Source organism: bacterium Unc6 (genome assembly GCA_013626165.1).
GTDB classification, from domain to species: domain Bacteria; phylum Omnitrophota; class Gorgyraeia; order Velesiimonadales; family Velesiimonadaceae; genus Velesiimonas; species Velesiimonas alkalicola.
On sequence record NDHX01000004.1, the window covers coordinates 40,443 to 65,513 of the forward strand.

Consider the following 25,071-nt stretch of genomic DNA (forward strand, 5'->3'; position numbering starts at 1 on the left):
GCCGCTGCCTCCGCTGTAAGCCAGTCCGTCATAGGTCTTGCTGTCGTTGTTTGCCGTAATGGTCAGCGGAGTCAGGAAGGACTTTAGCAGGGGATAGGTGTTGCCCTCGTAGATGCGCCATGTGCTGGTAAAATCCCAACTTTGTGCCGTTGCGGTCAACAGGGAATATATATTCAATTCTGCCGTATGAAAGTTTGTCAAGGTCTATCTTGTCAAGCCCTGTTACGCCCCTTAACATGAGGAGGTCTCCATCTGCGACAAGGCTGCCTGTATCAAACCATATTGATGCCCTGTGTTTGCTGATGACTTCTGATCCGAAGTTGTCATAGCTTATGCCTGCTGATATATATCGTGAGTCCGTTGCCGCTGCAATAATGTCGGCTGTGCCGGGCTCTTTGCCTGCCTTTAAGGATGCCTTTACATTAAGGGACGGGTATTCGTTGAGGATGAGAAGCGCCCTTTCAAGTGTATCTTCTTTGAGGGACGGGTCTTTCCTTGCTGTTTCAAGGCGCTTCTGTATGAATTCGGCGCTGTAATGTTTATTGCCTGTGACAGCAATGTCTCCTATTTTGCCCTCTATTATTCTAATTCTTACTATTTCCTTTTCTATATCCTGTGCAGGGATGAATGCATAGGCTATTATGTATCCCTTCTTACGGTATTCATTTGTGATTGCCTCTGCTATATTGCTGATTTCAGAAAGGGTAAGTTCTTTGTTTTCATAGGGTGCGGTTATGGACCTGATTGTTTCGACATCAAGCAGTGTCGCACCTTCTACTTTGAATTCACTGACTTTAAACCTGACAGCATCCTTATCTTTTTCCTCAACCTTATCTTTTTCTATTTCTATGACAGGCGGTTCAGAAGGTTTTTCAGGCGGGATGAGTTCTTTTCTTTCAAGTTGCTTCAATACCTCGCCGCTCTTTTCCTGAGCGTGGACAGAAAAACAAAAGGCGCTGCAGATTGAGAAAAATGTTGAGAAAAACAATACAACAATCAAGCCCCTAAACCGTTTCATATATGCATCCCCTTTTAATGATTAACAGCGGAAAACTTTAACAGCAAAAATGTTATCGCGTTTGAAAAATAAAAAGTCAAGCAAAATAAAAAGTCAAGCAAGTTTACAGGGGTCAGTTTTTACCTGCCCATTTACGTCCCCCTCTACGCCTTTTGGGGAAAACTTACCTATTACCAATATACCACATTTCATTAAACCTGTCAAGTACAATTTTTGGAAAAACTTAACTCGATTCATGGTGTAATTATCCTAACACATATCTCAGGTTCATGTCAAGCCTGTTAGAGAAACCAATATCTATAAACACTTTTGGCATCAAGCAATTCTCTAACAGGGTCAAGTAACATGCAAACAGGCTGAATAGTTACGGTTTTTCTAAAATAAACCTTACTGTTTCAACTACTTCATTAACGGTTATGCTTTTAAGACATTTTCTATCTATTGGGCAACTTTTTAGTTTGCAGGGTGAACAAGGGAGGTTTTTATAGAGAACTACATTATTCTTTCCCAAGGGCCCGGATTTCAGAGGATTAGTTGGTCCATATATTCCAATTACCGGGCATTCAGCTAAAGTAGCTAGATGCAATCCTCCGCAGTCATTACCAATGGTTAATGAAGAAAATTTTAAAATACCAAGGCTGTAAACTGGGTCTTCTCCAAATCTTGCATCCTTCAAAAGTGGAATTATTGGTTCAAAAGTCATCTTTCCTTTAATTTTATGAAGAAGTTTTTTTTCTGATTCGTTCCCAATGAGAATCGTTTTGTACCCCATTTTAGAAAGATTATCAGAAAGCAAGGCAAACTTCTCTTCTCCCCAGGATTTATAAGGATTCCCAGCGCCCGGGATAATGGAGATGAAAGGACCTTCAAAATCATTCAGAAACTTTTTGGCTATAGAAAGAGATTCTGGAGGGATGTTAAATTCTGGACCAAAGTTAACTTCTCCAAAGCCAAGAATGCGAGTTAAAGAGAGTAATCTGGCGGTTATGTGAACCTTTCTTTTATAGTAAAACCGCCAGCAGGAAAAAAGTGGATTTATGGAAAGAAAATGTTTCGGCATCAGAAGCCAGATGTAAAATGAAGGCAAAAACTTTCTTTGTGTATCTACAATAAGGTCAAATTTTCTAAAAAATCTTCTTAAAAATGAAAAATATGTTTTAAAATCCCTTTTCTTTTTTGGGCTTTCATAATGGATATATTCGTCTATATAGGGGATAGTTCTAAAAATTAAATCACAGGTCGGTCTCTGATATAAGCCAAGATAGATAATCTTTGCCTGAGGAAACATCTTTTTAAAACTGCGAAACAAAGGAACACTATGGACCAAATCTCCTAATCCTCCTCCACTTTTATATACAGCTATATTTTTTATTCTCTTCTGAAGCGTAAGATATGCCTTTTTATGATATGCACGCTTAAACAAGGCATCTGAATAATCCCTAACCCTATAAAATTCCATAATCTATCTTTTTTGAGCCTTAATTATAAGATGGCGGCTATAAAGCATTTCGGGGGAAAGTAAAATTTTAAAAATGCGGCTGTAATCCATACCGCCTTTTTTCTTTCCACGTTGACACTTAAAATATGCGTGTAATTTCATTGTTGGAAAACAAACGATAGAAAGTATTCTTGCCTGTATAAGAGAGATGGAAGAAAATATCTTCTCAGTCTTAAATCCTGTGTCAAATAGAATATATTCTAATTCAGGATATTTATAGGCAAAAAGATGAATATTAAAAAGATTATGTTTGGAAAAGGCAGATAGCTCCAGGGGCGGCTCACGAAAGTAGTCATATGTGCCTTCAAAGAGAAATCTCAATCGAGATTTGAGGTTTAAAATGTTTGGTGTAGACAGTATTAAAACTCCTTCTGCTTTAAGAACCCTGTTTATTTCTCTCAATACAAAATAGGGATTCTTCAGGTGTTCAATTACCTCTAACATAACAACACAGTCAAAACTCTTTTCTTCAAAAGGTAAATCCTCGTTGTTTAAATCGCCCTGCCTGAACTCAATTTCACCTTTATACCGAAAGCGAGACTGGTCTGCATCTTGTGCTATAACCTCAAATCCTTTATCCTTGGCCTGCTTGGCTAAACTTCCTTCTCCGGTTCCCAAATCAAGCAACCTTGTTCTCGGTTGATTTTCCAAGATCTTAATTACTTTATTATGCAAATAATTAATTTTATATCCCATTATATTTTCTGAGCATATATTTCCAGGACATTACCAAGACCGAAATAAACAAGCCATCGCCACAGAACAGGAGATATTTTTCTTGTTAACCTTCTCTTTATCTTAAATCCGCATTTTATCAATAAATCCGAGAGTGTCCTTGCACTGAAGAAGAAAATGTGCTCCCGACTCTCAGTAAATCCACGCCATTTATCTTTTTGCATCCAGTATCTTTGACATCCGATATTGGGAGTAGAGATAGCAATCATCCCATTAATCTTCAATAACTGATAGGCTCTTTTTATGTCTGTTTTAGGATCTGCTACATGCTCAATTACATCAAACATAGTAATCAAATCAAATATTTCTTCTTTTTCAGAAAAATCCTCTAAAGTACCTCTATAGATAGGTAAGCCTGTCTTTTTATGTGTTATATCCGCAATAACAAACGAGGGCTCAATACCTTCTCCTTCCCATCCTGCAAGTTTAGCATAATGAAGAAATTCTCCCGAGGCACAGCCCACATCTAAAAGTTTCCCTGGTTTCATCATTTTCTTCAAAAAAGATAGTCTGAGTGGAATCCTTATATTTGGCGGATAAGGATAAAGTAGCTCTTCTGGAATCACCTTCTCAGGCGATGGGCTACTTATATCTTCGGAAGAATTTTCCTGGTATATTTTCAACAACTCTTTATACTCGGGTTGCGGATTCATATATACCAATCCGCAATTTAGACAACGCACAATAGTGCGAGGAAAATATTCAGAATTTGGCTGTTTCAATATTATCTTTGTTTCGTCCTTTCCACAGAGATTACAAGAGATATAATACATATTCACAGGGTAATATTTCTTAAAACTTATGCGAAGTTTCAAGGGATTTTTTAGTTTTCTCTATTTCGTTTTTGTTTAAAGTAGTTGAGACCGAAAAAGTGCCTTTTTTCATGATTACACAGATAAACTCTGTTAGGAATTTATTTCTAAACAGGATAAAACAACCTTTTAATCCCTGCCCCGTTAGATGTTTACTATCTAACGGGGTGAATGTAATATTTTCAAAACTTGTCCTCGTGAAAACGGGGATCTGTGTTTCTAACAAAACGCAAGTATTTTCGGAAGTCTTACCCTTAGGTGAAGATACTTTTATGCAATAGAAGTGTTTTTTCTTTTTCTTTTGTCCAGCCGTTGTCAGGCATCAGAGGTTTATCTAAACCTGTATGGGGATATACGATTGCTTTGCCATTAATCTTGCCCGATTTTACAAGACTTAAAAATTCAATACTGTGCGATAAATCTCCTACGATACTTATGTGATTATCAACATTGATTTCTTTGTTATATATAAATTCCAAAACTTTTTTTGTATCTGACCAATTGCCGCCAGATGAGCCTGTTATTATCATTTCATCATAGTGAACTTTTCTCATATCAACACCGATGATGCTGTCTGCTAATTTCAATCCACCGAAAAGCATGGTGAGCAGGATGGAATCCTATTTTCAATCCCCATGTTGCTGCAGCCCAAGGGGCTAAAAGCCATCCACCTGTCAAAGAAGTTAAAGGGGTCAGACCCCTTTAATCTTTTCGCTTCATATTGCAATTTCTTTCATCTTGTGTTCTTCAGGTACATCATCCATAGCCATCAATAGATAGGCATCCTTAATATTTTCTTCCAATTCCTCAAGAGTCTTTGCCTGGGTCATGATTTCCGGATGTTCGAGAAGTTTCCCAAGCCAAAATTTCTCTCCCTTCCAATAAATCATGGTCATTTTTGCATTCATGGTTCTTCTGATCGTTTAATTTCATCCGTACCATTCATAAAATTTGAAATCTCCTTTGGAGATAAAGGGGAGATAAAGAACCGTCCCCTTTTCCTGCTTTATAGGTAAGGATAAATTTATTCAAAAACCAAGACCTGACCCCATTAGCGTTCAAAAATGCATTTTGGAGGGACATGCTCTCTAGATGTGGATATTGATTCACAACAATAGCAAGTTTCTCCGTTTAAATCCATCATGCCCTCTTCCCCGTTAGAATGAAACCAAGCTAATCGTTCAGCTAATTTGACGCACTCTTTTGACTTTTATAATCGCATATCTTTTTTCTTTTTTTGAATCATAATTAACATTAACCAATGTTATCATAATAACTCCCAATGCAATCGTGGAAGACCCTACGTCTATCCTTATCCCTTGGCTTTGCGTATCAAATTTCACATTAGCAATTACAGCCTCATCCCATATTGAAGTGAGTTCAATCTCTCTATATTCAAATTGATATTTTTCATTTAATTTAAGAGCATATTCTTTATCAGGTTCTAAAATCCCCATGTTTTTTGACTTTTGCTTATGATACCACCTATGGAAGCACGCCTTAATTTCAGGCCATTTTAAAATTATGATAAATACCATCATAATTATGTTAAGTATTAGACTAATAGTCTCTATCATCATTAACCTCAATTTCAGATAAGATAATCGAACACGGTTCGTTTATCCACAACTGTAGATTACCGAGCATTCTACTTCTGGATATAGATTGTCTATATTTTTTTGAATTTCTATTGTCTTTTTCAGGGCGGTGGCGATTTGGCAGTAGTGTTTTATGTCATTGAGGGAAAGGGTTTTCCCTTTTCTGTCTTTGAGCCATTTGTTGAGCACTTGATAACCACCGATTTGGTATTCCCAAACATCTTTTTCTATTCCCTCAAAACATTGGTCCTTGTTGATGTAGACCTTTTTTTCTTTTTCACTGTATTTCGGATTCTCCATTCTTCCACTGCCTCTTTCTGGAAACTGGGCAAGGGGATCATCTAACGCTATTGATTTCAAGAGATGCAAACCAACAAGGACTTTTCCATATCTTTCCATTTTGATGAACAAATCATAATCCTTCGTAAAAGGTATCCTCGGAAAGTCTACTTTTAAAAATTCAGCGTATTTCTTGCGGTAGACATTGGAATAGAGAGTGCCGTAAATATAAAAGAAAATTTCTTCGGGAGAAGGCTCCTGGCTATAAACTTGAGATAATTTTTCCACTAATTCAGGGTTGAGGTTGGGTTTCTTTTCGCCTGATTCTAAATGGCTGAACAGACCTTTCTTATCAGTATTGGGGTAGAGGTAGAGAGGACAAATAGTATTGTTTGCGAAAGCACTTTCAAAAACACAACTTTCAACAATAAGATCTGACACAAACGTGTAAGAAAATGGTGTCATCTTATTCTGCCTTTTAATAAGGAGGCCCAAATTCTCCTGTATCATATGCTGCATTACTTCTTTGCGTGAGCGTTCTATAACAGCATCATGATAGAAAATCCATTGTTTATCAAAAGGGCGGTAGAGAATTTTTGTAATTGCCTGCTCCCAATCGTCATCTTTTGCTAATTCTCTTCTAACTTCAGCAAACTTCCAGCCTCTTGTATCTTTTAATTTAAAAGTCTGTTTAACAAGTTCATCGGGCATTGATAGGTTTCTGAACATCGCTATCCGTCTTTTTAAGACATCTTTATCAAAATCAATTACAAATTTATCTCTTGCCGTAACAATGCCAACACAATTAACAGGAAAAATATCCGTTACTTTCCAGTATTTCTCATAAATTTCTCTCCCTTTCTCTTCTCGTGGGATAAAGAAGTAATAAGGACTTGTTGGGCTTAGCTTTTTCCATTGGGTCGTTTTTATATCATTCCTCAAAAGCCAATCGCTTTTCTTTTCTCTCAATCCCCAAATCTCTGAATGATGGACCTTACAGTCAAATCCCCCCTTACCCCCCTTTTCTAAAGGGGGGATGGGGGGCTTACTCTTTATAAACAAAGCAATAGCCACTCCTTGCTGAATATCAAATACATTATTATCTTTAGAGCCATCGGGGCATTTCTCTTTTTTCAAACTGTTACCATGTAAATCTAAAATATAAATTTCGTTAAAGCTCTTCATCAAAGACTGCCGCATACCTCTGAATGTGGGATTATCAAGATAACTATGATTGGTGATAAATCCTAAGACTCCTTCACCTGCCTGGTCTATCTTCCACTGGGCAAAACGAATAAACTTAACATAATCGTCCTGAAGCCATTTTGGATTCTTCTCGCCAAGTGGTTTGCTGTCAACCTGAAAGTAAGCCTTAATCTCTTTTGATATCCAATTACCGATGTTAGAGGAATGACCTGAATACGGCGGATTGCCGAGGATTACCAGTATAGGCTGTTCTTTTTTAACTTTCCCGGCTAAATGGGATTCCTCGGAAAGAGAAGCCATGCCGGGAATCTCGGCCTGGGCAAGCTCCTCCATCTCTAAGGTATTAGTGAGATAGAGTTTGACCCTATCGTCCCTCTGGAGTCTATAACCAAGTCCTTCTAATAGAAAAGACATCTTTAAATGGCCAACTGCATAGGGCGCCATCATTAGTTCAAAGGCATAGAAATTTTTAAGGATATGTTCCTTGATAAATTTTTCTTTACCCCCCTCACCATATTTGGAGACAAATTCTTCTACGGCTAATTTGGATGCCTCAGCCAAAAAGGTAAGCGTGCCGGCGGCCGGGTCTAAAACAGTAACCGAATCACTGGCAAATCCATCTGCTCTATTAAAATGTTCCTTCAAAATATCTTGTAAGGAACGGGCAATGTAGGAGACCACAGGTTCGGGAGTATAATAGACACCCCTCTTTTCCCTCGTTTGTGGGTCATATTCAGCTAAAAAAGTTTCATAGAAGTGGACAATGGGGTCTTTGCCCTTGCCTTCATGGAAATACTGATGAAGGATATTTTTAACATCAGTAACGGCTAAGACTTCGGAAATATCGTCTATAATCCATTCCATCTGCGGGGGCAACTTGCCGCGAGAAACAAACTCAAAAACATCTCGCAATATTCCGATAGTGCCGGGGATATTATCATAAGCCAATTTGCGGTTAAATCCATTTTGTGAGCGAGTGCGAGCCGCAAAAAGACCATAGGTGATAGTCTGAGCGTATAGATCGGCAAAATCTTCCCTGGTAAGCCCCTTGATGAGATATTCCTGAAATGCCTTATAGAATCCCAGGATAAAACCTTTGCCTTTTTCTTCCTCTTCTTTTAATTCTTCTATGATGACTTGGTCTTTCAAGAAACGGGTTCTTTTGGCCAGTTCTATAGCCAAAGACTCTGCGGTATAGGTTTGAGGAAGAGAGAAAGAGAAAAATTTGTTTAATAAGCCCAGGAAATCTTTTTCCTTCTCTACAGGGGGAATTGTTTTTAATGTGTGGATAATAAAAGGCCGGGCAATAAGAACTCTATCAATTAATTGCCCATTACGGTACAAGCGAAATTCAAAAAAGTTGGTCAGGATAAGATTGGGAAAAGTTTTAAGGTATCTCTTAAGCTGCTCAGTGTCTTCTATAATATCAAGATTCTTCTCTATGGGCCTTTTTGCTTCTATGTATCCGACAATGTTTTGCTTCCCATCCCAAATTCTAAAATCGGGGTTGCCGGCATCAGTCTTTTTAGGCAAGGTAGTGATATAAATCCGCTTTTTATTGATGGAGTTAGAAAAGGTTTGGAGAAGTCCTTCCAGAGTAGAATAATAACTTTCCTCACGGGCATCTTCTCTTAAGGCTACCTCAAATATTTTTCTTAAATATGCCTTTAGCATCTGGGATTATTCCTTAAGCTAAATCTTATTTGCCTCTCTTACTCTTCTATGATAATGGTAAATTTTGTGTAATTATGTAGAATATGTAGCTGTTTATTGCACTTTTGTAATTCTTTGAATTTCTGGGTCAGTAAATATATCAAATTCGTCCATTGATTTCGTAGAAAATTCTGATACTACTGCACCATCTTTTCCTGCCTGGAACCAGTGAAGTGTGTCTGGTTGCAATGTATATTGGCTGCCTGGACTGAGTTCTATCTGATTCCAGACCGTATAATACTTCTCTTTTCCTTTCGGAGGTTTTGCCTTTAACTTATGAGTTGGATTCCCAGGCACATAAAGATAAACTTTCCCCCATCTACACCGGAAGGTCTCCTCCTTTCCCTGCTTACTGCCAACAGGAGGATGCCTGTGTTCAGGACAGGTTTGATAGGGAAACATTACAATTTCTTTTGCACAACACCTGTCGGTATTTACATAAACAAGAATTTCAACCCCTGTATCTTTCAGTCTTCCAAGACCAAGATCTGCAACCTCTATTTTTGTCTTTTCTTGCTCTGTAATAACTATCCCTGCTTTTTCAAGGTACTTAAGTGCTTTTTGTTGCGCCAGTTTTAATTGCATTTTTGTGAGCATCTCATCCTCCTATATCTGTTCTATTCCTGCCTCAAGACTATATCTTCTGCTCTCACCTGGTTTTAAGAATTGCAATCTTCCTGATTTTCTTTCCTTTGCCCTTCCCTCAACAAGACAGTTAGATGGTTCAATACCGAGAACATACATACCCTGTCCCATCATCTTCCACTGGATAAGACAGGGAAGTTCGTTCTTGAAATACTTAATATAAAAACGAATACCTATATTCTTATTCTCAATGAATACCTGGACACTGCCATTTTTATCAGGTTCTATATTGTGGTAGTAGCACTTTTCTTTATAGCCAGGGATAGGCAATGAGAACCTGTTCCATCTTTCTTTTTCTGCTTCACCATTCCTTGGCTTTGTCTTGCCGGGGGGTAGTATCAGTTTTACATTTTTATCAATAAGGGGAAATCCAAAATTGAAGTGATAAAGTATCATATGCTCTGTATTTTGATATCCTAAATTTTCTATTTTATCCTGGATAAAGAGTCTATTTTCGCCCATTTTCGCCTGGATTTTTCTTTCAAGGCAGATGTTTTCTTCAAAATTTGAAACCTCATACATTTTTCCTTTTACAGACATAATGTAATCATTGTTTTCCCATATCTCATCTACACAAACACTACCTGCAGGGATGTTAGATATTCTACCGTGAAGACCAAGTTTTTTACCTTTATCAACACAGGGCCTTCCAATATAAGTTAATCCGCAGGTTGTAAGAAGTCCGCCAAAAAAACTTCTTAAAAATCCTGTCCCCTCAGGTTCAAAATAATAGGGTGAAACAATCCCTGTGGGAGAAATCCATGCCAGGGGTATACTTTTGTATTCACAAGACGCTATATCCATCCCTCTTCCAGGAAGAACAGTAAATTTAAAACCTGTGCCGGTTTTAAAGTCAATAGCAGAAACACCCTTTTCCCTGCCGTCTTGAAGTTGATACTGTTTTATTCCTCCAATCTGAGAAATATTGCCAACCCTTTTAAGAAGTTCATCCTTTGTGAATTCTTTTCCCCAGAGTTTCATTTTTGTTATCCTCCGTAATATTAAACTTTTTTATATATACATTTAATATTGATATTGCAGAAGGGGTTATGCCTGAGATTTTAGATGCCTGTGCAAGGTCTTCTGGTTGCCTTTTTGAAAGTTTTTCAACTATTTCTTTTGAAAGCCCTGATATTTTTGAAAAATCCATACCTTTAGGTATTTTTATTTTTGAAAGGTGTTTTGTTTTTTCAATTTCTTTTAAGTGTCGCTGTATATATCCCTCATATTTTACATCAGTCTGAACCTGAAACGCAACATCCTCTTCTAAATCTTCAGCTTTTTTATAAAGTATTTTTATATCTGAATATGTAACATCGGGTCTTTTTAAAAATTCATCAAGGCTTACAGGCCTGTTTATTGAACCCATATTTAAGGGAAGTATCATCGTTGTTTTCAGATGTTGTTTTTCTTCTTCAATAATCTTCTTTTTCCTTTCTACTTCTCTATAAAAACCCTCTGATAAAAGTCCAAACCTGTAACCATATCTTGAAAGTCTTATGTGCGCATTGTCCTCTCTTAAAATAAGTCTGTACTCAACCCTTGATGTGAACATCCTGTATGGCTCGTCAGTTCCTTTTGTTACAAGGTCATCCATAAGAACACCGATATATCCCTCATATCTGTGCATAATAAACGGCTCTTTTTCTTTTATAAAAAGCGCTGCATTTATGCCTGCTATAAGACCCTGTGCTGCTGCTTCTTCGTAGCCGGTAGTTCCATTTATTTGTCCTGCAAAAAAAAGTCCCCTTATATTTTTTGTTTCAAGTGTATGTTTTAATTGTGTTGGTTCTATAAAATCATACTCAATGCCATATCCGTACTGCAAGAATTGTGCCTTTTTAAGTCCCTCTATGCTATGAATCATTTTTTCTTGTACATCTTTCGGAAGGCTTGTGGATATTCCATTAAGGTACGCCTGGGGTGTGTGTCTTCCTTCCGGTTCTATAAATATGTGGTGTCTTTCCCTGTTTGAAAATCGGACAACCTTATCTTCTATTGAAGGGCAGTATCTTACACCTTTTGCTTTTATTACACCTGTATAAAGCGGTGAACGGTTCAGGTTATTTAAAATAATCTGATGTGTGGTTTTGTTTGTGTATGTAAGATAACACAGGATTTGTTCCTGTTTCATCGGTTTTGTTCTAAATGAAAAACCAGATGGCGGGGTATCACCTTCTATTTTTTTTAATTTTTCAAGGTTTATTGTTTTTATATCAATCCTGGGACAGGTTCCGGTCTTAAAGCGTCCCACACTAAAACCCATATCTTGAATCTGGATAGCCACTTTTGAAACAGCCTTTTCTTGCAATCTTCCAGAGGGAAAATTTTCAAGTCCGATATGTATAATTCCCCTGAAAAATGTCCCGGGGCAAAAAACAGCGGCCTTACATTCAATCTGTTCCTGATTATTAATTTCAATAGAACAGATAGAGTTAGCCCTTGTTTTTAACCCTGTAACCTCTGCCTCAATTATTTTAAGGTTTTTCTGATTTTCAAGAATCTGTCTTATATATATTCTATATTCTTTCCTGTCTATCTGACACCTTGAAGACCTTACAGCAGGGCCATAAGATGTGTTAAGCCTTTTAAATTGTATGCCGCAAACGTCTGCTGCAAGTCCCATCTGGCCGCCAAGCGCATCTATTTCTTTTACAAGCTGTCCCTTCCCAATCCCGCCGATTGCAGGATTGCAAGAACATTCACCTATCTTATCAAGGCTTAAGGTTATAAGAAGTGTTGAGCACCCCATCCTGCTTGATGCAAGGGCTGCTTCTGTGCCAGAGTGTCCCGCCCCTACTATGGCTACATCAAACTGTTTTTCCATATATTTAGTCTTATAAGATTCAGAGCATACTGGACAGTGGTGTGCTTTATATCTTCTCTAGGGCTTGAAAATATAAACCTATGTGTATGTATATCTTTTTTGTCTGCGATTGAAATAAAAACAAGTCCGACAGGTTTTTGTTTTGTTCCGCCTCCGGGTCCTGCAATTCCGGTAATACCAATAGCATATGTGCTGTTTGAAATCCTCTTAACTCCTTCTGCCATCTGTTCTGCAATTTGTTCACTTACTGCACCATATCTTTTAATCAGTCTTTCTTGAACACCTAAAATTTTTATTTTACTTTCATTGCTGTATGATGTAATTCCTACCAAAAAATATTTTGAACTTCCCGAAACATTTGTTATCCTGTTTGACAGAAGCCCTCCTGTGCAGGATTCGGCAACCGATAGTGTTGATGAGTTTTTTAAAAGTAGAGCCCCTACAACCTCTTCAAGGGTTTCCTTGTCTTTCCCAAAGATGTTATTTTTTAGTCTTTTTTCTATTTCTTTTTCTACACTTTCAAATTTTTTGTTTGCCTGTTCTATATCTTTTGCCTTTGTTCTTATTCTTAATTCTACCTGTGAAAGATGAGCATAAATTCCAACTGTTATATCAGGGCCGAGGGTTAAAATATCTTTTACTTTTTCATTTACCTCTGATTCTCTGATGCCCATAGTTTTAATTGTTCGTGTAAAAAGACTCTGTTTAGAGTGCTTTTTAAGATAAGTCATCAGATACCCTTCTACCATCGTTTGCATTTCTCTGGAAACGCCTGGAAAAAGAAACACATCACATGCTTTTATTTTTATATATATACCTGGTGCTGTCCCGATACTGTTTTCTATTACCCTTGAACCTTTTAGGACATATGCCTGTTTTATATCTAATGAAACATCAATATTTTTTTCTCTTGAAAATCTTTTTATGTTTTTTAATGTTTTTTTATGTAAGACAAGAGGGATATTAAATATCTTTGAGACAGATCGGACTGTTACATCATCTACTGTGGCACCAAGTCCGCCTGTTGCTATTACTATATCAGACCTTTTGACCGCACTTTTAAAAACACTCCCAATTCTTTCAGGGTTGTCCCCGACATCGGTATGATAGTGGACATCTATACCCCTTTGAGCCATTTTTTCAGATACAAACCTTACATTAGTATTTAAGATATCACCTGTAAGAAGTTCTGTCCCTATACAAATAATTTCTGCTTTCATAATAATAAGGCGCCTTTTGATGGTTCAAATCTGTATGTATCACAGTTTATATTAGTTTTCTTAAAATAGTTTTCTTTTATATATTTTGAAAATCCATCAAACCTTTCCCTTTTAAGAAGTGTAACGGTGCATCCCCCAAAGCCTGCACCTGTCATTCTGCTTCCATAAACACCGGGAAAGTTTTTTGCAAGCCTTACAAGTATATCAAGTTCTTTACAACTTACCGAATAAAGATCACGAAGCGATGTATGCGATTCATACATAAGTTTGCCAAACCCAACAACATCATTTTTTTTAAGAAATTCAGCAGCCTTCACAGTCCTTTCTATTTCCCTTACAACATGTTCACATCTTGACCATATGTTTCCTAAAAACTTTTTTCTGTATCTGAGCAATACATCAGGGGTTATATCCCTGAGCGCTTTTATTTTTAATCCACTGGCATTAAGCATCCGAACACCCTGTTCACAGTCAGCCCTTCTTCTGTTATACTCTGAATCAACAAGTTGCCGTTTTACTTTGCTATCTACAACAGCAAAACAGAACCCATCCGGTACAGGAACATACTTATATTTAAGACTTCTGCAATCAAGAAATAGTGCATTCTTTTTTTTTCCCAGTGCAGATGCAAACTGGTCCATTATTCCACATCTTGTTCCTACAAACTCATTTTCAGCCCTCTGACATAACCTTATTCCTCTGATTGGGACAACATCAAAACCATTTAATTTCATCCACATCATTAAACCCGCAACCTCCATTGCAGCAGATGAACTTAAACCAGAACCTATGGGGATATTTCCGTCAATCTCAGCCTCAATACCAGAAAGGGTCTTACCCTGTTTCTGCAATTCAAAACTAACCCCCAGTATATAGTTTGCCCAATGGAACTGACTTTTTTCTATTTTTTCAATACTCCCTTCATATGTCTGGTCAAATAGCTTTGAATGAAGAATTATCTTCCTGTCGCTTCTTTTTTTCGCTCTTATTCTTATATATCTATCTATTGCCACAGGAAGGACAAATCCGTCGTTATAGTCTGTATGTTCCCCTATAAGATTTACTCTTCCCGGTGCTGCAACATTTATTTCAGACATTTTAATCTCCTATGTTAACAGAGCACCAGGCACCAGAGCACCAGGCACCAGATATTGGGGCTATTCAATCACTATTGTTATCTTTGTTCCGGGTTTTAATTTGTTTGGATCTCTTATTCTTGCTTTATTTAAATTATACAGTGTCCGCCACCTGTTCCCGTCACCTAAGTGTTCTTTTGCAATTTTCCACAGGGTATCGCCTTTTTTTACAGTGTATTCTTTTTGAAAAACTTTTTCAGCACTTTCTATATACAATCTTTCTTCTATGATATATGTTTCTTCACCTGTTTTGATTGCCCGATGATCTTTCGGCACCTCCCCTGCTGGAAGCATTATCTCTTCTACCTCTGCAATAATAAAGTGGGCATTCCTGTCTCTTTGCATACCTTTGATATCTTTTACAGTCGCAACCGCATCAAGTTTGCCTCTGCTTATCATTCTTATCCTTTGTTCAGAGATCCCTCTTTCTATTAAAAACCTTTGGACAGATGCTGCTCTTCTTCTACCTAATCTATAATTGTACTCAATGGAGCCTCTTACATCACAGTTGCCTGTTATAAGTATATCTGTTTCCCTGTTGGCTCTTAATACTCTAGCGGCATCTTCTAATATTTTTATATGGTCTTTCCTTAAATCACTTTTGTCAAAATCAAAATATATCTTTACATTTCTAAGTATTTTCTTAACAAGAAGAGATGGTCTTAATTCCCCTGGTTCAGGTGGGGGAAGTTCATCTGCTTTGTAGTCATATATTATTTTATGTACAAAAATATATCCCCTGTTTCCCCAGGGACGTGCCTCGCCCGGCTCCTTGGGCCACCACCAGTATCCGCCCCTTTCATCTCGGACAGGACCTGGCTGTGCATCTGTGGGCCACCATTGAAACTCTTTTTGCAGTTCTCTTAACTGTTCATCTTTACTTAGTCTGCCTGAAAAACCCTGAATTGAAAAAACTGTTAAAAACAATATTAAAAATATTTTTGCTTTCATATCTACCTCCTGGTATAATCTTCACTCTTTTTTATATTATCTCATAAAAATATTTAAATTCAATTCTTTGGGTATATTCCCCATTTAGGAATAGGAACGAATATCATAATGCCATTGTTAGGCTCGGGTTTTTTAAAAATTTAATTTTACAAAAATATAAAGATGATGGTATAATAAGCCTATGGTTTTAAGAATGCTGATATTATTGTGTTTTCTTGTTTTTCCTTTTAATCTTTTTTCAAATGCTTATATAATCCCTATCAAGGGCACAATAGACCTTGGACTTTCCTCATTTGTAAAAAGAGCGATAGAAGAGGCAAAACAATCAAACGCTTCTGCAATAATACTTGATATAGATACCCATGGTGGAAGGCTTGATGCTGTTGACCAGATAAGTTCTTATATTTCAGGCGCAAAACCAATACCTGTTATTGCATTTGTAAGAGGAAAAGCCTGGTCAGCAGGGGCCCTTATCAGTCTTTCTTGTCAAAAAATATATATGGCTAAAGGCTCAAGCATAGGTTCTGCGGAACCAAGAAGGGTTAGTCTCTTCGGCTCTCCTGAGATTGACGAAAAATCAATATCTGCTGTAAGGGCAAAATTTCGTTCAACTGCAGAAGAAAATGGACATAGTCCTGTTCTGGCTGAAAAAATGGTAGATAAGGATATATTGTTAAAAATGATAGAGTATGAAGGAATTACAAGTGCAGTCAAGGAAGAAGAATATAATATTAAAAAGGAGCGGGTGGGTGAAGGAAAGATAAGGACTGTTCCTGCTCCTGTCGGATTTGGAAGAGGAAAGCTTTTAAATTTAAGTGCCGGTGAAGCAAAAACCCTTAAACTTGCATACAATGTTGTAGATACAGTTGATGATGTAATAAGGGGGGAAGGCTTCTCTGAATATGAAGTGATTAAAAAAACAATGAACTGGGCCGAGGCTATGGTAAGATTCTTTACCGACCCTATGGTTAGTTCTCTTCTTCTTACACTGGGATTTTTAGGGCTGTTGAGTGAATTACGGATGCCCGGGTGGGGAATTTCAGGAACAATTGGTGTAATATTCCTTATACTTTTTTTCTGGGGACATTATCTTGTAGGACTTGCAAACTGGATTGAGATAATACTTTTTACAGTAGGCGTAGGGCTTTTAATTCTTGAAATTTTTATTACACCCGGATTTGGAATTGCAGGTATTTCCGGTATAATACTCGTTGTTACAAGCCTGTTTCTTGCTATGGTAAAGCACCCATTCAAACCAGAGCAGTTTGAAATTACACAGGCATTTTATGTTATAACATATGCACTTGTTGGTTCCATTTTAGTATGGATATTGACTATGAGATTTTTACCAAGAACACATTTTTGGAAACGTCTTATACTTGCTACAGAACAAAAAAAAGAGCTAGGCTATACATCGGAAGCAAACAGACTAAAAAAGTACGTTGGCAGGACAGGTATTGCAGATACATATTTAAGACCCAGCGGAAGAATAAGAATTGAAAACGAACTTATAGATGCAGAAACACAGGGTGAATTTATAGAAAATGGGAATCCTGTTATAGTAGTAAAAATTGAAGGCTCCAGGGTAATAGTTAAAGAGGTATAAACATAGATACACTACCAATAATATTTTTTATTTTATCTATGCTCGTTTTAGGATTTGTTCTATTATTGATAGAATTTTTTATAATCCCAGGTTTGGGTATAGTTGGTATATCAGGACTCGGGCTTCTTGCATATGGATCCTGGCTAAGTTATACAGAACTAAATATATGGGCCGGCAGTGTAGTAAGTGCTGGAAGCTTGCTTGTTATTATACTTGGACTCAAATTATTACCAAAAACCAGTGCATGGAAAAAGTTGAACCTCTCAAAGACTGTGGATTCTAAGTCCGGTTTTAAGTCGTCTCCGGAAGGGATTGAAAATCTTATTGGAAAAAAGGGGAAAACCCTTTCTGCTTTGAGGCCTTCTGGTATTGCAGAGATTGAAGGACAAAGGACAGATGTTCAAGCAGAAGGGATATTTATAGAAAAGGACAAAGAGATAGTTGTTGTTTGTATTGAAGGAAGCACAGCGATAGTGAAGAAAGGCAATGGATAACAGAATATAGGCGACTGAGCGACAGGCGACTGGTGCACTGGTGCACTGGTGCTCTGGTGCTCTAATAATATAGGAGGAAAATATGCAAGTGCCACTAGTATTTATTGTTGTTGTAGCAGTAGTAGTAGTTTTCCTTTTTTTGTTTGTACATCTTATTCCTATAAGGCTGTGGATTGCAGCAGTTGCATCTGGGGTAAAGGTAAGTGTAATCAGTCTTGTTGGTATGAGGTTAAGAGCGGTAAGGCCTGAGATAATTGTTCCGTCTCTGATAAGTAGCCATAAGGCAGGTATTTCGCTTTCATCCGATGCATTAGAAGCACACTATCTTGCAGGAGGAGATGTTGTAAAGGTTGTATATGCACTTATTGCAGCAGATAAGGCGAACCTAGGGCTTACATTTGAAAGAGCCTGTGCAATTGACCTTGCCGGGAGAGATGTCCTTGATGCTGTAAAAACAAGTGTAAATCCGAAGGTAATAGACTGTCCTGCAAAAGACAGTAGAAAAGAAAACATAGACGCAGTTGCTATGGATGGGATTCAATTAAGGGCCAAGGCAAGGGTCACTGTAAGAACGAATATTGAAAGGCTTGTTGGAGGAGCAACAGAAGAAACAATCGTTGCTCGTGTTGGAGAAGGGATAGTATCTACCATAGGTTCTTCGGAAACATATAAAAGGGTTCTTGAAAATCCTGATTCCATATCAAAAACGGTTCTTGCAAAAGGGCTTGATTCAGGAACAGCATTTCAGATACTTTCAATTGATATTGCAGATATAGATGTCGGAGAAAATATTGGCGCACAGTTGCAGGCAAAACAAGCAGAAGCAGACCTACAGGTTGCAAGAGCAAGAGCCGAAACAAGAAGGGCCCTTGCAGTTGCACAGGAACAGGAAATGAAAGCAAAAACACAGGAGATGAAAGCCAAAGTTGTAGAAGCAGAGGCAGAGGTTCCAAAGGCAATTGCATATGCATTCAGAGAGGGAAAACTCGGAGTTATGGATTATTATAACTTAAAAAATATACAGGCAGATACACAAATGAGAGAAAAAATAGCAGGTCCTGAAAAAATAAAGGAAGAATAATGGAAAATGCAGAGAAATGGATATACCTTATTGTTATTGTAATATTTGTTATATCAACAATAGCAAGCCTTCTTAATGCAATCAAAGAAAAAAAGTCTTCTGCTCCCGAGGGACATGAAGGGTGGACACTGAAAGATATTTTTAAAGTCATAGGTCAGGAAGAGGAGGTTGAAATTCCTCCTCAGAAACAGGTGCATAAATCAACCCAACCTGTAAACACCTATCTGCAGGCTAAAGCACAAGGCACTGCCCAGCCTTCGCGCACAGAGGTTATGGCAGGTGGGATAAAAACTGAAGAAAAAAAAGAATACATACCTGTAAAAAAAGATTGTGTAGCACCTGTTCACTTAAAAGACTGGTTAGAGATTGAATCAGTAGAAAGTTTAAGGAAGTATATTATTTTTAACACTATATTGGGCAAGCCAAGGTGTAAAATAGGCAGGCTGTAGGCTATTAGACTGATAGCCACCTACGGTTTAAATAACCTGAAAAGCAATTGAAAACCGATGAAATAAGAAGTATCTATTTAGATTTCTTCAAAAGCAAAGGGCACAGGATAGTTCCATCTTCATCTCTTATACCTTTTGATGACCCGACACTTCTTTTTGCCGGTGCGGGGATGAACCAGTTTAAGGCAGAGTTTACCGGTTTTGTAAAAAACTTTAAAAGAGCCTGTTCCAGCCAGAAGTGTTTAAGAACCAGCGATATAGACAATGTGGGGAAAACCCCCAGACACCATACATTTTTTGAGATGCTCGGTAATTTTTCATTTGGGGATTATTTTAAAAAAGAAGCAATAGAATGGTCATGGGAATTCCTTACACAGAGGATGAATCTTAAACAAGAACTTTTATGGATTTCAACATACAAAGGTGATGACGAGACGGACAGAATATGGAATAAAAACATAGGTGTTCCTTCTTCAAGAATAATTCAGCGCGGAGATAAAGAAAATTTTTGGCCTTCTAATGTAATAAAAGAAGGCCCTGATGGCCCTTGCGGACCCTGTTCTGAAATATATTTTGACCAGGGCACTTCAGAAGAATGCAATAATCCTTCCTGTAATATAGAGTGTTCCTGCGGAAGATATGTTGAGATGTGGAACCTTGTGTTCACGCAATACAACAGATTGTCTAAAGAAGGTAATGGAATCCTTGAAGCCCTTCCGAATAAAAATATAGATACGGGTATGGGACTTGAAAGAATCGCCGCAGTTGTGCAAAGTGTTTCTTCAAACTATGAGATAGATATAATAAAACCTCTTATAGGGATGATAAAAACATATTCAAAAAAAAATGGTAATGGACAGTTTAATGTTTCATCAAAAGTTATTGCTGACCATATAAGGGCGGTTTGTTTTGCAGTAGGAGATGGTGTTATGCCGTCAAACGATGGAAGGGGATATGTAATAAGAATGCTTATTAGAAGGGCAATGAGATTTGCAAACCAGATAGATATTAAAAAACCTTTTCTTTATAGGATGGTGCCTCTTATTGCAGAGATTATGAAACAGCCCTATCCTGAACTCCAGCAGAAAAGAGAAAGTATATCAGGCATAATACTTGCAGAAGAAAAAAGGTTTATTAAGACTCTTGAAGAGGGCAGTGCCCTGTTAAACAACTATATTGAAGATACTGTAAAGGCGGGTGGGAAGGTTTTATCTGGTGAGGTTGTTTTCAAGTTATACGATACATGTGGCTTTCCTGTGGATCTTACAGAGACAATTGCAAAAGAAAAAAATATTCATATAGATTTTGAAGGCTTTAAGTTGTGTATGGAACAACAAAAACAAGCATCAAGAAAGGTAAGCAGTATGGCAGGACAGATATTTGCCACTTCTCTTCTTTCAGAAAAAATAAAAGATAAAGATATTATATCTTCTTTTGTAGGATATGAGACGCTGTTTTCAGATTCAAAAATTATAGGCATATTAAAAAATCAGGAATGGGTAAGAAAAGAAGAGTCTGAGGCAGAGGTTGAGGTTATATTAGACAGGACCCCTTTTTATGCAGAATCAGGCGGTCAGGTAGGAGATACTGGCTTTTTAAGGACAGAAAATTCTATAACAGAGGTTTATAATACATATAAAATAGCAGATACAATCTTACACAGGTGTAGGGTCAAACAGGGAAGCATTGGCATAGGACAGTGTGTATCTTCAATTGTGGACAAACAAAGAAGGCTTTCTATTGCAAGAAATCACACTGCAACACATATCCTCCGGTCTATTTTAAGACAGGTTCTTGGAAGCCATGTTGAGCAATCGGGCTCATATGTGGGACCTGACAGGCTTCGTTTTGATTTTACACACTTTGAGGCGATAGATGATGAGGACATAGACCAGATAGAAAAAAAAGTAAATCAGGTTATACTGGAAAATATCCCGTTGGATATAAGAACGACAACATTTGAAGATGCCAAAGAACAGGGTGCCACGACACTTTTTATAGAGAAGTATACTGAAAAGGTACGATTGGTAAGCATACAGGAAGTGTCAAAAGAACTTTGTGCAGGGACACACATAGGGTCAACAGGTCAGACAGGGCTTTTTATAATTTTAAGTGAGACATCTGTTGCAGGCGGTATAAGAAGAATTGAAGCAATTACAGGAGAAGAAGCATATAATTTTGTAAAAGAAAAACAGAAAAAATTATCAGAGATTTCAAAAGTGTTAAATACGCAGGAACAAAGGATTATTCCTGCCATTGAAAAGATTCAAATCTGTCTGAAGGATATTGAAAAAGAAAACTTTCTGCTTAAAACCAGAGGGACGGAAGATATATCAGATATTTTACAGGATTCCTGCAAGATACAGGATACACTTGTGGTAGTTAAAAATATTAAAGATGCCAATGATAAACAGTTAAGAGCCATATTAGACAGGATAAAAAGCAGTGTAAAAAGTGCAAGCGTTGTCCTGCTTTCTATAAAAGAAGACAGGGTAATAATTGCAACAGCTGTAAGCAATGACCTTACTTCAAAGATAAATGCCGGAAGACTTGCAAATGAGGTTGCAAAAAAGGTAGGCGGTGCCGGTGGAGGAAAACCAGGTTTGGGTCAGGCTGGGGGAAAAAACATAGAAAAGATAGACGAAGCAATTGCATTTGCAAAAGAATATCTAAAAGCAACAATTATCAGTCAGAGAGAAAAATGAAGGTCATTAAGTTTTCACAAAGAAGATTAGAAGAAATTTATAACAGGTCTATACAAAGAAGAAGGCGGGTAGAGTCTGTTGTATCAAAGATAATAGAAGATGTAAGGCTGAGCGGTGACAGGGCACTTTTAAGATACACAAGAAAGTTTGACAGGGTAAAAATTCATAGTAAGCAGTTACAGGTTTCAGAAAACGAAATAAACGGTTCATACCAGGACTTAAAACCCGATTTTCTTGATGCTCTAAAATTTGCAATAAAAAATGTAAGAAACTTCTATGAGAAAAAACCTCTCAAATCCTGGAAGACAAAGCATCCTGATGGGATGGTGCTCGGAGAGATTATAACTCCGATAGAAAAAGTAGGCATCTATATACCAGGCGGAACAGCACCCCTTATTTCTACTGTTTATATGACAGTGGTTCCGGCACAGATTGCGGGTGTAAAAGAAATTTATCTTACAACCCCTCCGGATAAAGAGGGATATGTAAATCCGTATATACTGGCTGTTGCAAACCTTTTGAAAGTAAAGGCTGTGTTTAAGGTAGGGGGAGCACAGGCAATTGCTGCGCTTGCACTGGGAACAAAAACCATACCCAGAGTAGATAAGATAGTGGGGCCCGGAAATGTTTATGTAACAGAGGCAAAAAGGCAGGTATTTGGTTATGTTGATGTGGATTCTTTAGCAGGACCCAGTGAAGTTGTAATAATTGCAAACCAACACACAAATCCAAAATATATCGTTGCAGATATGAAAGCACAGGCAGAACATTCTATGGGTGTTTCTATACTGATAACCCCTTCAAAAAGCCTTATAAGACAGGTAAAAGATAAAGATGTCCGAGGTTTTATAATAAAGGTTAAAAATTTGGAAGAAGCGGCGGAGATTTCAAACAGGATTGCGCCCGAACATATTCAGATAATGGTAAAAAATCCTTACAATGTTTTAAAAAATATAAGAAACGCAGGTGCAATTTTTATAGGTCAGTATACTCCCACAGCAGTGGGAGACTATGTGGCAGGTCCGTCACATGTTCTTCCAACAGGAGGAACAGCAAGATTTTTCTCAGGACTTTCTGTTCTGGATTTTGTTAAGAAGACCCATATCATTGGTATGACAAAAAAATCACTTGAGAATATAAGATGTGTTGTAGAGAAAATTTCAGAGGCCGAGGGTATGTCAAAACATTTAGAGTCTGTGAATGCAAGACTTTAGATATGAAAAAACAAACTATAAAAATTCATAGAAAAACAAAAGAAACCGATATAACACTAGATTTAAGATTATACGGAAAAGGAAGTGCAAGGACAGATACAGGGATACCGTTTCTTGACCACATGCTTGCACTTTTTTGTAAATTTTCATTTGTAGATATAAACTTAAAATCAGCAGGTGATTTAAGTGTAGATATACACCATACAAATGAAGATATAGGTATTGCGCTGGGCCTGGCAATATCGGATGCCTTAAAAAATAGGAGAAGTATAAAAAGATTTGGTAGTGCAATAGTTCCTATGGATGAGTCTTTGACAGGGGTCAGGGTCGCAGTGGATATAAGCGGAAGGTCTGGTTTTTACTGGACAACACCGAGGGGAGTAAAAAATATATCAATCCCGCAAGGCGCAATACAAACAGCAAAAGGTGCTAAATATTTATTACAGGATGTAAAACATTTCTTCAAGTCCTTTGCAGGTTCATCTCTTATTACTATGCATATAGATGTGTTAAAATCTGAGGACCCCCACCATACAATTGAATCTATATTCAAGGCATGCGGTAAGGCATTTGCAGAAGCCGTAGCCATTGAAAAAAGGGCAGATTTTCCGTCCACAAAAGGAAGAATAATTTAAGTCCACAGTCAACAGTTTACTGGTAAGAAAAATTATGCAGACAATAACACATATTGCGATACTTGGTTCTACCGGCTGTATCGGAACAGATACTCTTGAGGTTATAGATACTCTTGAAGAGGGTTTTAAGGTTGTTGCACTTGCAGCCGGAGAAAACATAAAACTTTTAGAAAAACAGTGCAAGAAATATGTTCCCAGTCTTGTGGTTGTCCAAGATGAAAAGAAAGCAGAAGAGTTAAAAAAAAGACTTACCCCTCTAAAAAAAACAAGTATATTATGGGGAGAAAAAGGACTGATAGAAGCGGTAAAGATACATTCTGAAACAGTTGTTATTGCAACAAGCGGAAGTTACGGTCTTACCGCAATATTAAGTGCCATACAGGAGGGCAAAAGGATTGCAATTGCAAACAAAGAACCCATTGTTATGGCTGGCTCTTTAATTATGGAAATGGCCAATAGATGTGGTTCACAGATAATACCGGTTGATTCGGAACACAGTGCAATATTTCAGTGTCTTTCTGCAGGTAAAAAAACAGAGGTTCATAAGATATATCTTACAGGTTCTGGTGGAGCCTTAAGAGGGTATTCAAAAGATAGGATAGGTTCGGTAGATATTAAAAATGTATTATCACATCCAAAATGGAAAATGGGGAAAAAAATCACCGTTGATTCTGCAACCCTTATGAACAAAGGACTTGAGGTTATTGAGGCAACGCATCTTTTTGATATACCTTCGGATAAAATAGAGGTTCTTATCCATCCGCAAGCTATTGTTCATTCATTTGTAGAGTTTATAGATGGCTCTGTGGTTGCACAGTTGAGTGATACCGATATGAAGATTCCTATCCAGTATGCACTGACATATCCTTTAAGAGAAAAATCTTTTGCAAAATATCTTAATTTAATAAAGATTAAAAATCTTACATTTGAAAAACCTGATAAAAAACTTTTTCCCTGTCTTGCACTGGGATATAAGGCTGCAAAAATAGGAGGCACACTTCCCTGTGTTATGAGTATTGCTAATGAGGTTGCGGTAGAAAAATTTCTTAAAAGGCAAATAAAATTTATTGATATACCAAAGATTATTTTTAATGTTATGAAAAAACACAGGGTAAAAAAAGTAAAAAGTGTAGAGGATGTTATTGAAAGCGCAGAGTGGGCAAAAAGAGAAGCAAACTCCATCTCCTCTGGCAACTGGTGACAGCTGAAAGCCGTATATCGTATTCCGTATATCGTTAAAAAAACGAAA

General features: G+C 37.4%; 22 protein-coding genes. 8 read left to right on the top strand and 14 right to left on the bottom strand.

Annotation, left to right across the window (positions count from 1 at the left end; genetic code table 11):
- Positions 1–28 precede the first annotated feature (28 nt).
- The 14 genes from B9J78_02540 to B9J78_02605 all read right to left on the bottom strand — a co-directional run bounded on the left by B9J78_02540 (position 29) and on the right by B9J78_02605 (position 15,638).
- Positions 29–1,018, bottom strand: coding sequence for a hypothetical protein (locus B9J78_02540; GenBank protein MBA2123806.1), 990 nt, complete (start codon positions 1,016–1,018; stop codon positions 29–31).
- Between the two features lie 364 nt (positions 1,019–1,382).
- Positions 1,383–2,477 (bottom strand): hypothetical protein, encoded by a 1,095-nt coding sequence (locus B9J78_02545; GenBank protein MBA2123807.1) that lies wholly within the window; start codon positions 2,475–2,477, stop codon positions 1,383–1,385.
- Positions 2,478–2,480: 3 nt separating this feature from the next.
- Positions 2,481–3,212, bottom strand: coding sequence for a hypothetical protein (locus B9J78_02550; GenBank protein ID MBA2123808.1), 732 nt, complete (start codon positions 3,210–3,212; stop codon positions 2,481–2,483).
- Positions 3,212–4,066, bottom strand: a complete 855-nt coding sequence (locus B9J78_02555) for a hypothetical protein (GenBank protein ID MBA2123809.1) — start codon at positions 4,064–4,066, stop codon at positions 3,212–3,214. The genes B9J78_02550 and B9J78_02555 overlap by 1 nt, the downstream gene beginning before the upstream one ends.
- Positions 4,067–4,317: 251 nt before the next feature.
- Positions 4,318–4,665, bottom strand: coding sequence for a hypothetical protein (locus B9J78_02560; GenBank protein ID MBA2123810.1), 348 nt, complete (start codon positions 4,663–4,665; stop codon positions 4,318–4,320).
- A gap of 114 nt (positions 4,666–4,779) precedes the next feature.
- Complete coding sequence (locus B9J78_02565) at positions 4,780–4,971, bottom strand: HicB family protein (GenBank protein ID MBA2123811.1); 192 nt, start codon at positions 4,969–4,971, stop codon at positions 4,780–4,782.
- A 273-nt stretch (positions 4,972–5,244) separates the two neighbouring features.
- A complete protein-coding gene (locus B9J78_02570; GenBank protein MBA2123812.1) occupies positions 5,245–5,640 on the bottom strand; it encodes a hypothetical protein in 396 nt (131 codons plus the stop codon).
- Positions 5,641–5,682: 42 nt separating this feature from the next.
- Positions 5,683–8,820: a DNA methyltransferase gene (locus tag B9J78_02575; GenBank protein ID MBA2123813.1), complete on the bottom strand. Its 3,138-nt coding sequence runs from the start codon at positions 8,818–8,820 to the stop codon at positions 5,683–5,685.
- A gap of 93 nt (positions 8,821–8,913) precedes the next feature.
- The gene (locus B9J78_02580; protein MBA2123814.1) at positions 8,914–9,456 is read right to left on the bottom strand and encodes a D-lyxose/D-mannose family sugar isomerase; all 543 of its coding nucleotides are present in this window, start codon (positions 9,454–9,456) and stop codon (positions 8,914–8,916) included.
- 9 nt (positions 9,457–9,465) lie between these two features.
- A complete protein-coding gene (locus B9J78_02585; GenBank protein ID MBA2123815.1) occupies positions 9,466–10,485 on the bottom strand; it encodes a hypothetical protein in 1,020 nt (339 codons plus the stop codon).
- Positions 10,451–12,331 carry a tRNA uridine-5-carboxymethylaminomethyl(34) synthesis enzyme MnmG gene (locus B9J78_02590; GenBank protein MBA2123816.1) on the bottom strand — a complete coding sequence of 627 codons (1,881 nt, stop codon included), beginning with the start codon at positions 12,329–12,331 and terminating at the stop codon, positions 10,451–10,453. Before B9J78_02590 ends, B9J78_02585 begins: the two co-directional genes overlap by 35 nt.
- A complete protein-coding gene (locus B9J78_02595) occupies positions 12,310–13,551 on the bottom strand; it encodes a competence/damage-inducible protein A (GenBank protein MBA2123817.1) in 1,242 nt (413 codons plus the stop codon). Before B9J78_02595 ends, B9J78_02590 begins: the two co-directional genes overlap by 22 nt.
- Entirely contained in the window at positions 13,548–14,648 is a 1,101-nt protein-coding gene (locus B9J78_02600) for a galactokinase (GenBank protein ID MBA2123818.1), read from the bottom strand. The genes B9J78_02595 and B9J78_02600 overlap by 4 nt, the downstream gene beginning before the upstream one ends.
- Before the next feature lie 60 nt (positions 14,649–14,708).
- Positions 14,709–15,638, bottom strand: a complete 930-nt coding sequence (locus tag B9J78_02605) for a hypothetical protein (GenBank protein MBA2123819.1) — start codon at positions 15,636–15,638, stop codon at positions 14,709–14,711.
- Between the two features lie 181 nt (positions 15,639–15,819).
- Between B9J78_02605 and B9J78_02610 the strand changes: the two genes are divergently transcribed.
- The 8 genes from B9J78_02610 (at position 15,820) to B9J78_02645 (ending at position 25,023) form a co-directional block, all read left to right on the top strand.
- Positions 15,820–17,244 (top strand): hypothetical protein, encoded by a 1,425-nt coding sequence (locus tag B9J78_02610; GenBank protein ID MBA2123820.1) that lies wholly within the window; start codon positions 15,820–15,822, stop codon positions 17,242–17,244.
- A gap of 38 nt (positions 17,245–17,282) precedes the next feature.
- The gene (locus B9J78_02615; protein MBA2123821.1) at positions 17,283–17,738 is read left to right on the top strand and encodes a hypothetical protein; all 456 of its coding nucleotides are present in this window, start codon (positions 17,283–17,285) and stop codon (positions 17,736–17,738) included.
- Positions 17,739–17,820: 82 nt separating this feature from the next.
- Positions 17,821–18,819 carry a hypothetical protein gene (locus B9J78_02620; GenBank protein MBA2123822.1) on the top strand — a complete coding sequence of 333 codons (999 nt, stop codon included), beginning with the start codon at positions 17,821–17,823 and terminating at the stop codon, positions 18,817–18,819.
- On the top strand, positions 18,819–19,268 hold the full coding sequence (locus B9J78_02625) for a hypothetical protein (GenBank protein ID MBA2123823.1): 450 nt from the start codon (positions 18,819–18,821) through the stop codon (positions 19,266–19,268). Before B9J78_02620 ends, B9J78_02625 begins: the two co-directional genes overlap by 1 nt.
- Before the next feature lie 47 nt (positions 19,269–19,315).
- Positions 19,316–21,973, top strand: coding sequence for an alanine--tRNA ligase (locus tag B9J78_02630; GenBank protein ID MBA2123824.1), 2,658 nt, complete (start codon positions 19,316–19,318; stop codon positions 21,971–21,973).
- Entirely contained in the window at positions 21,970–23,187 is a 1,218-nt protein-coding gene (locus tag B9J78_02635) for a histidinol dehydrogenase (protein ID MBA2123825.1), read from the top strand. The genes B9J78_02630 and B9J78_02635 overlap by 4 nt, the downstream gene beginning before the upstream one ends.
- Positions 23,188–23,189: 2 nt before the next feature.
- Positions 23,190–23,822 carry a hypothetical protein gene (locus B9J78_02640; protein ID MBA2123826.1) on the top strand — a complete coding sequence of 211 codons (633 nt, stop codon included), beginning with the start codon at positions 23,190–23,192 and terminating at the stop codon, positions 23,820–23,822.
- 34 nt (positions 23,823–23,856) lie between these two features.
- Entirely contained in the window at positions 23,857–25,023 is a 1,167-nt protein-coding gene (locus B9J78_02645) for a 1-deoxy-D-xylulose-5-phosphate reductoisomerase (protein MBA2123827.1), read from the top strand.
- The last annotated feature ends 48 nt before the right edge of the window (positions 25,024–25,071 follow it).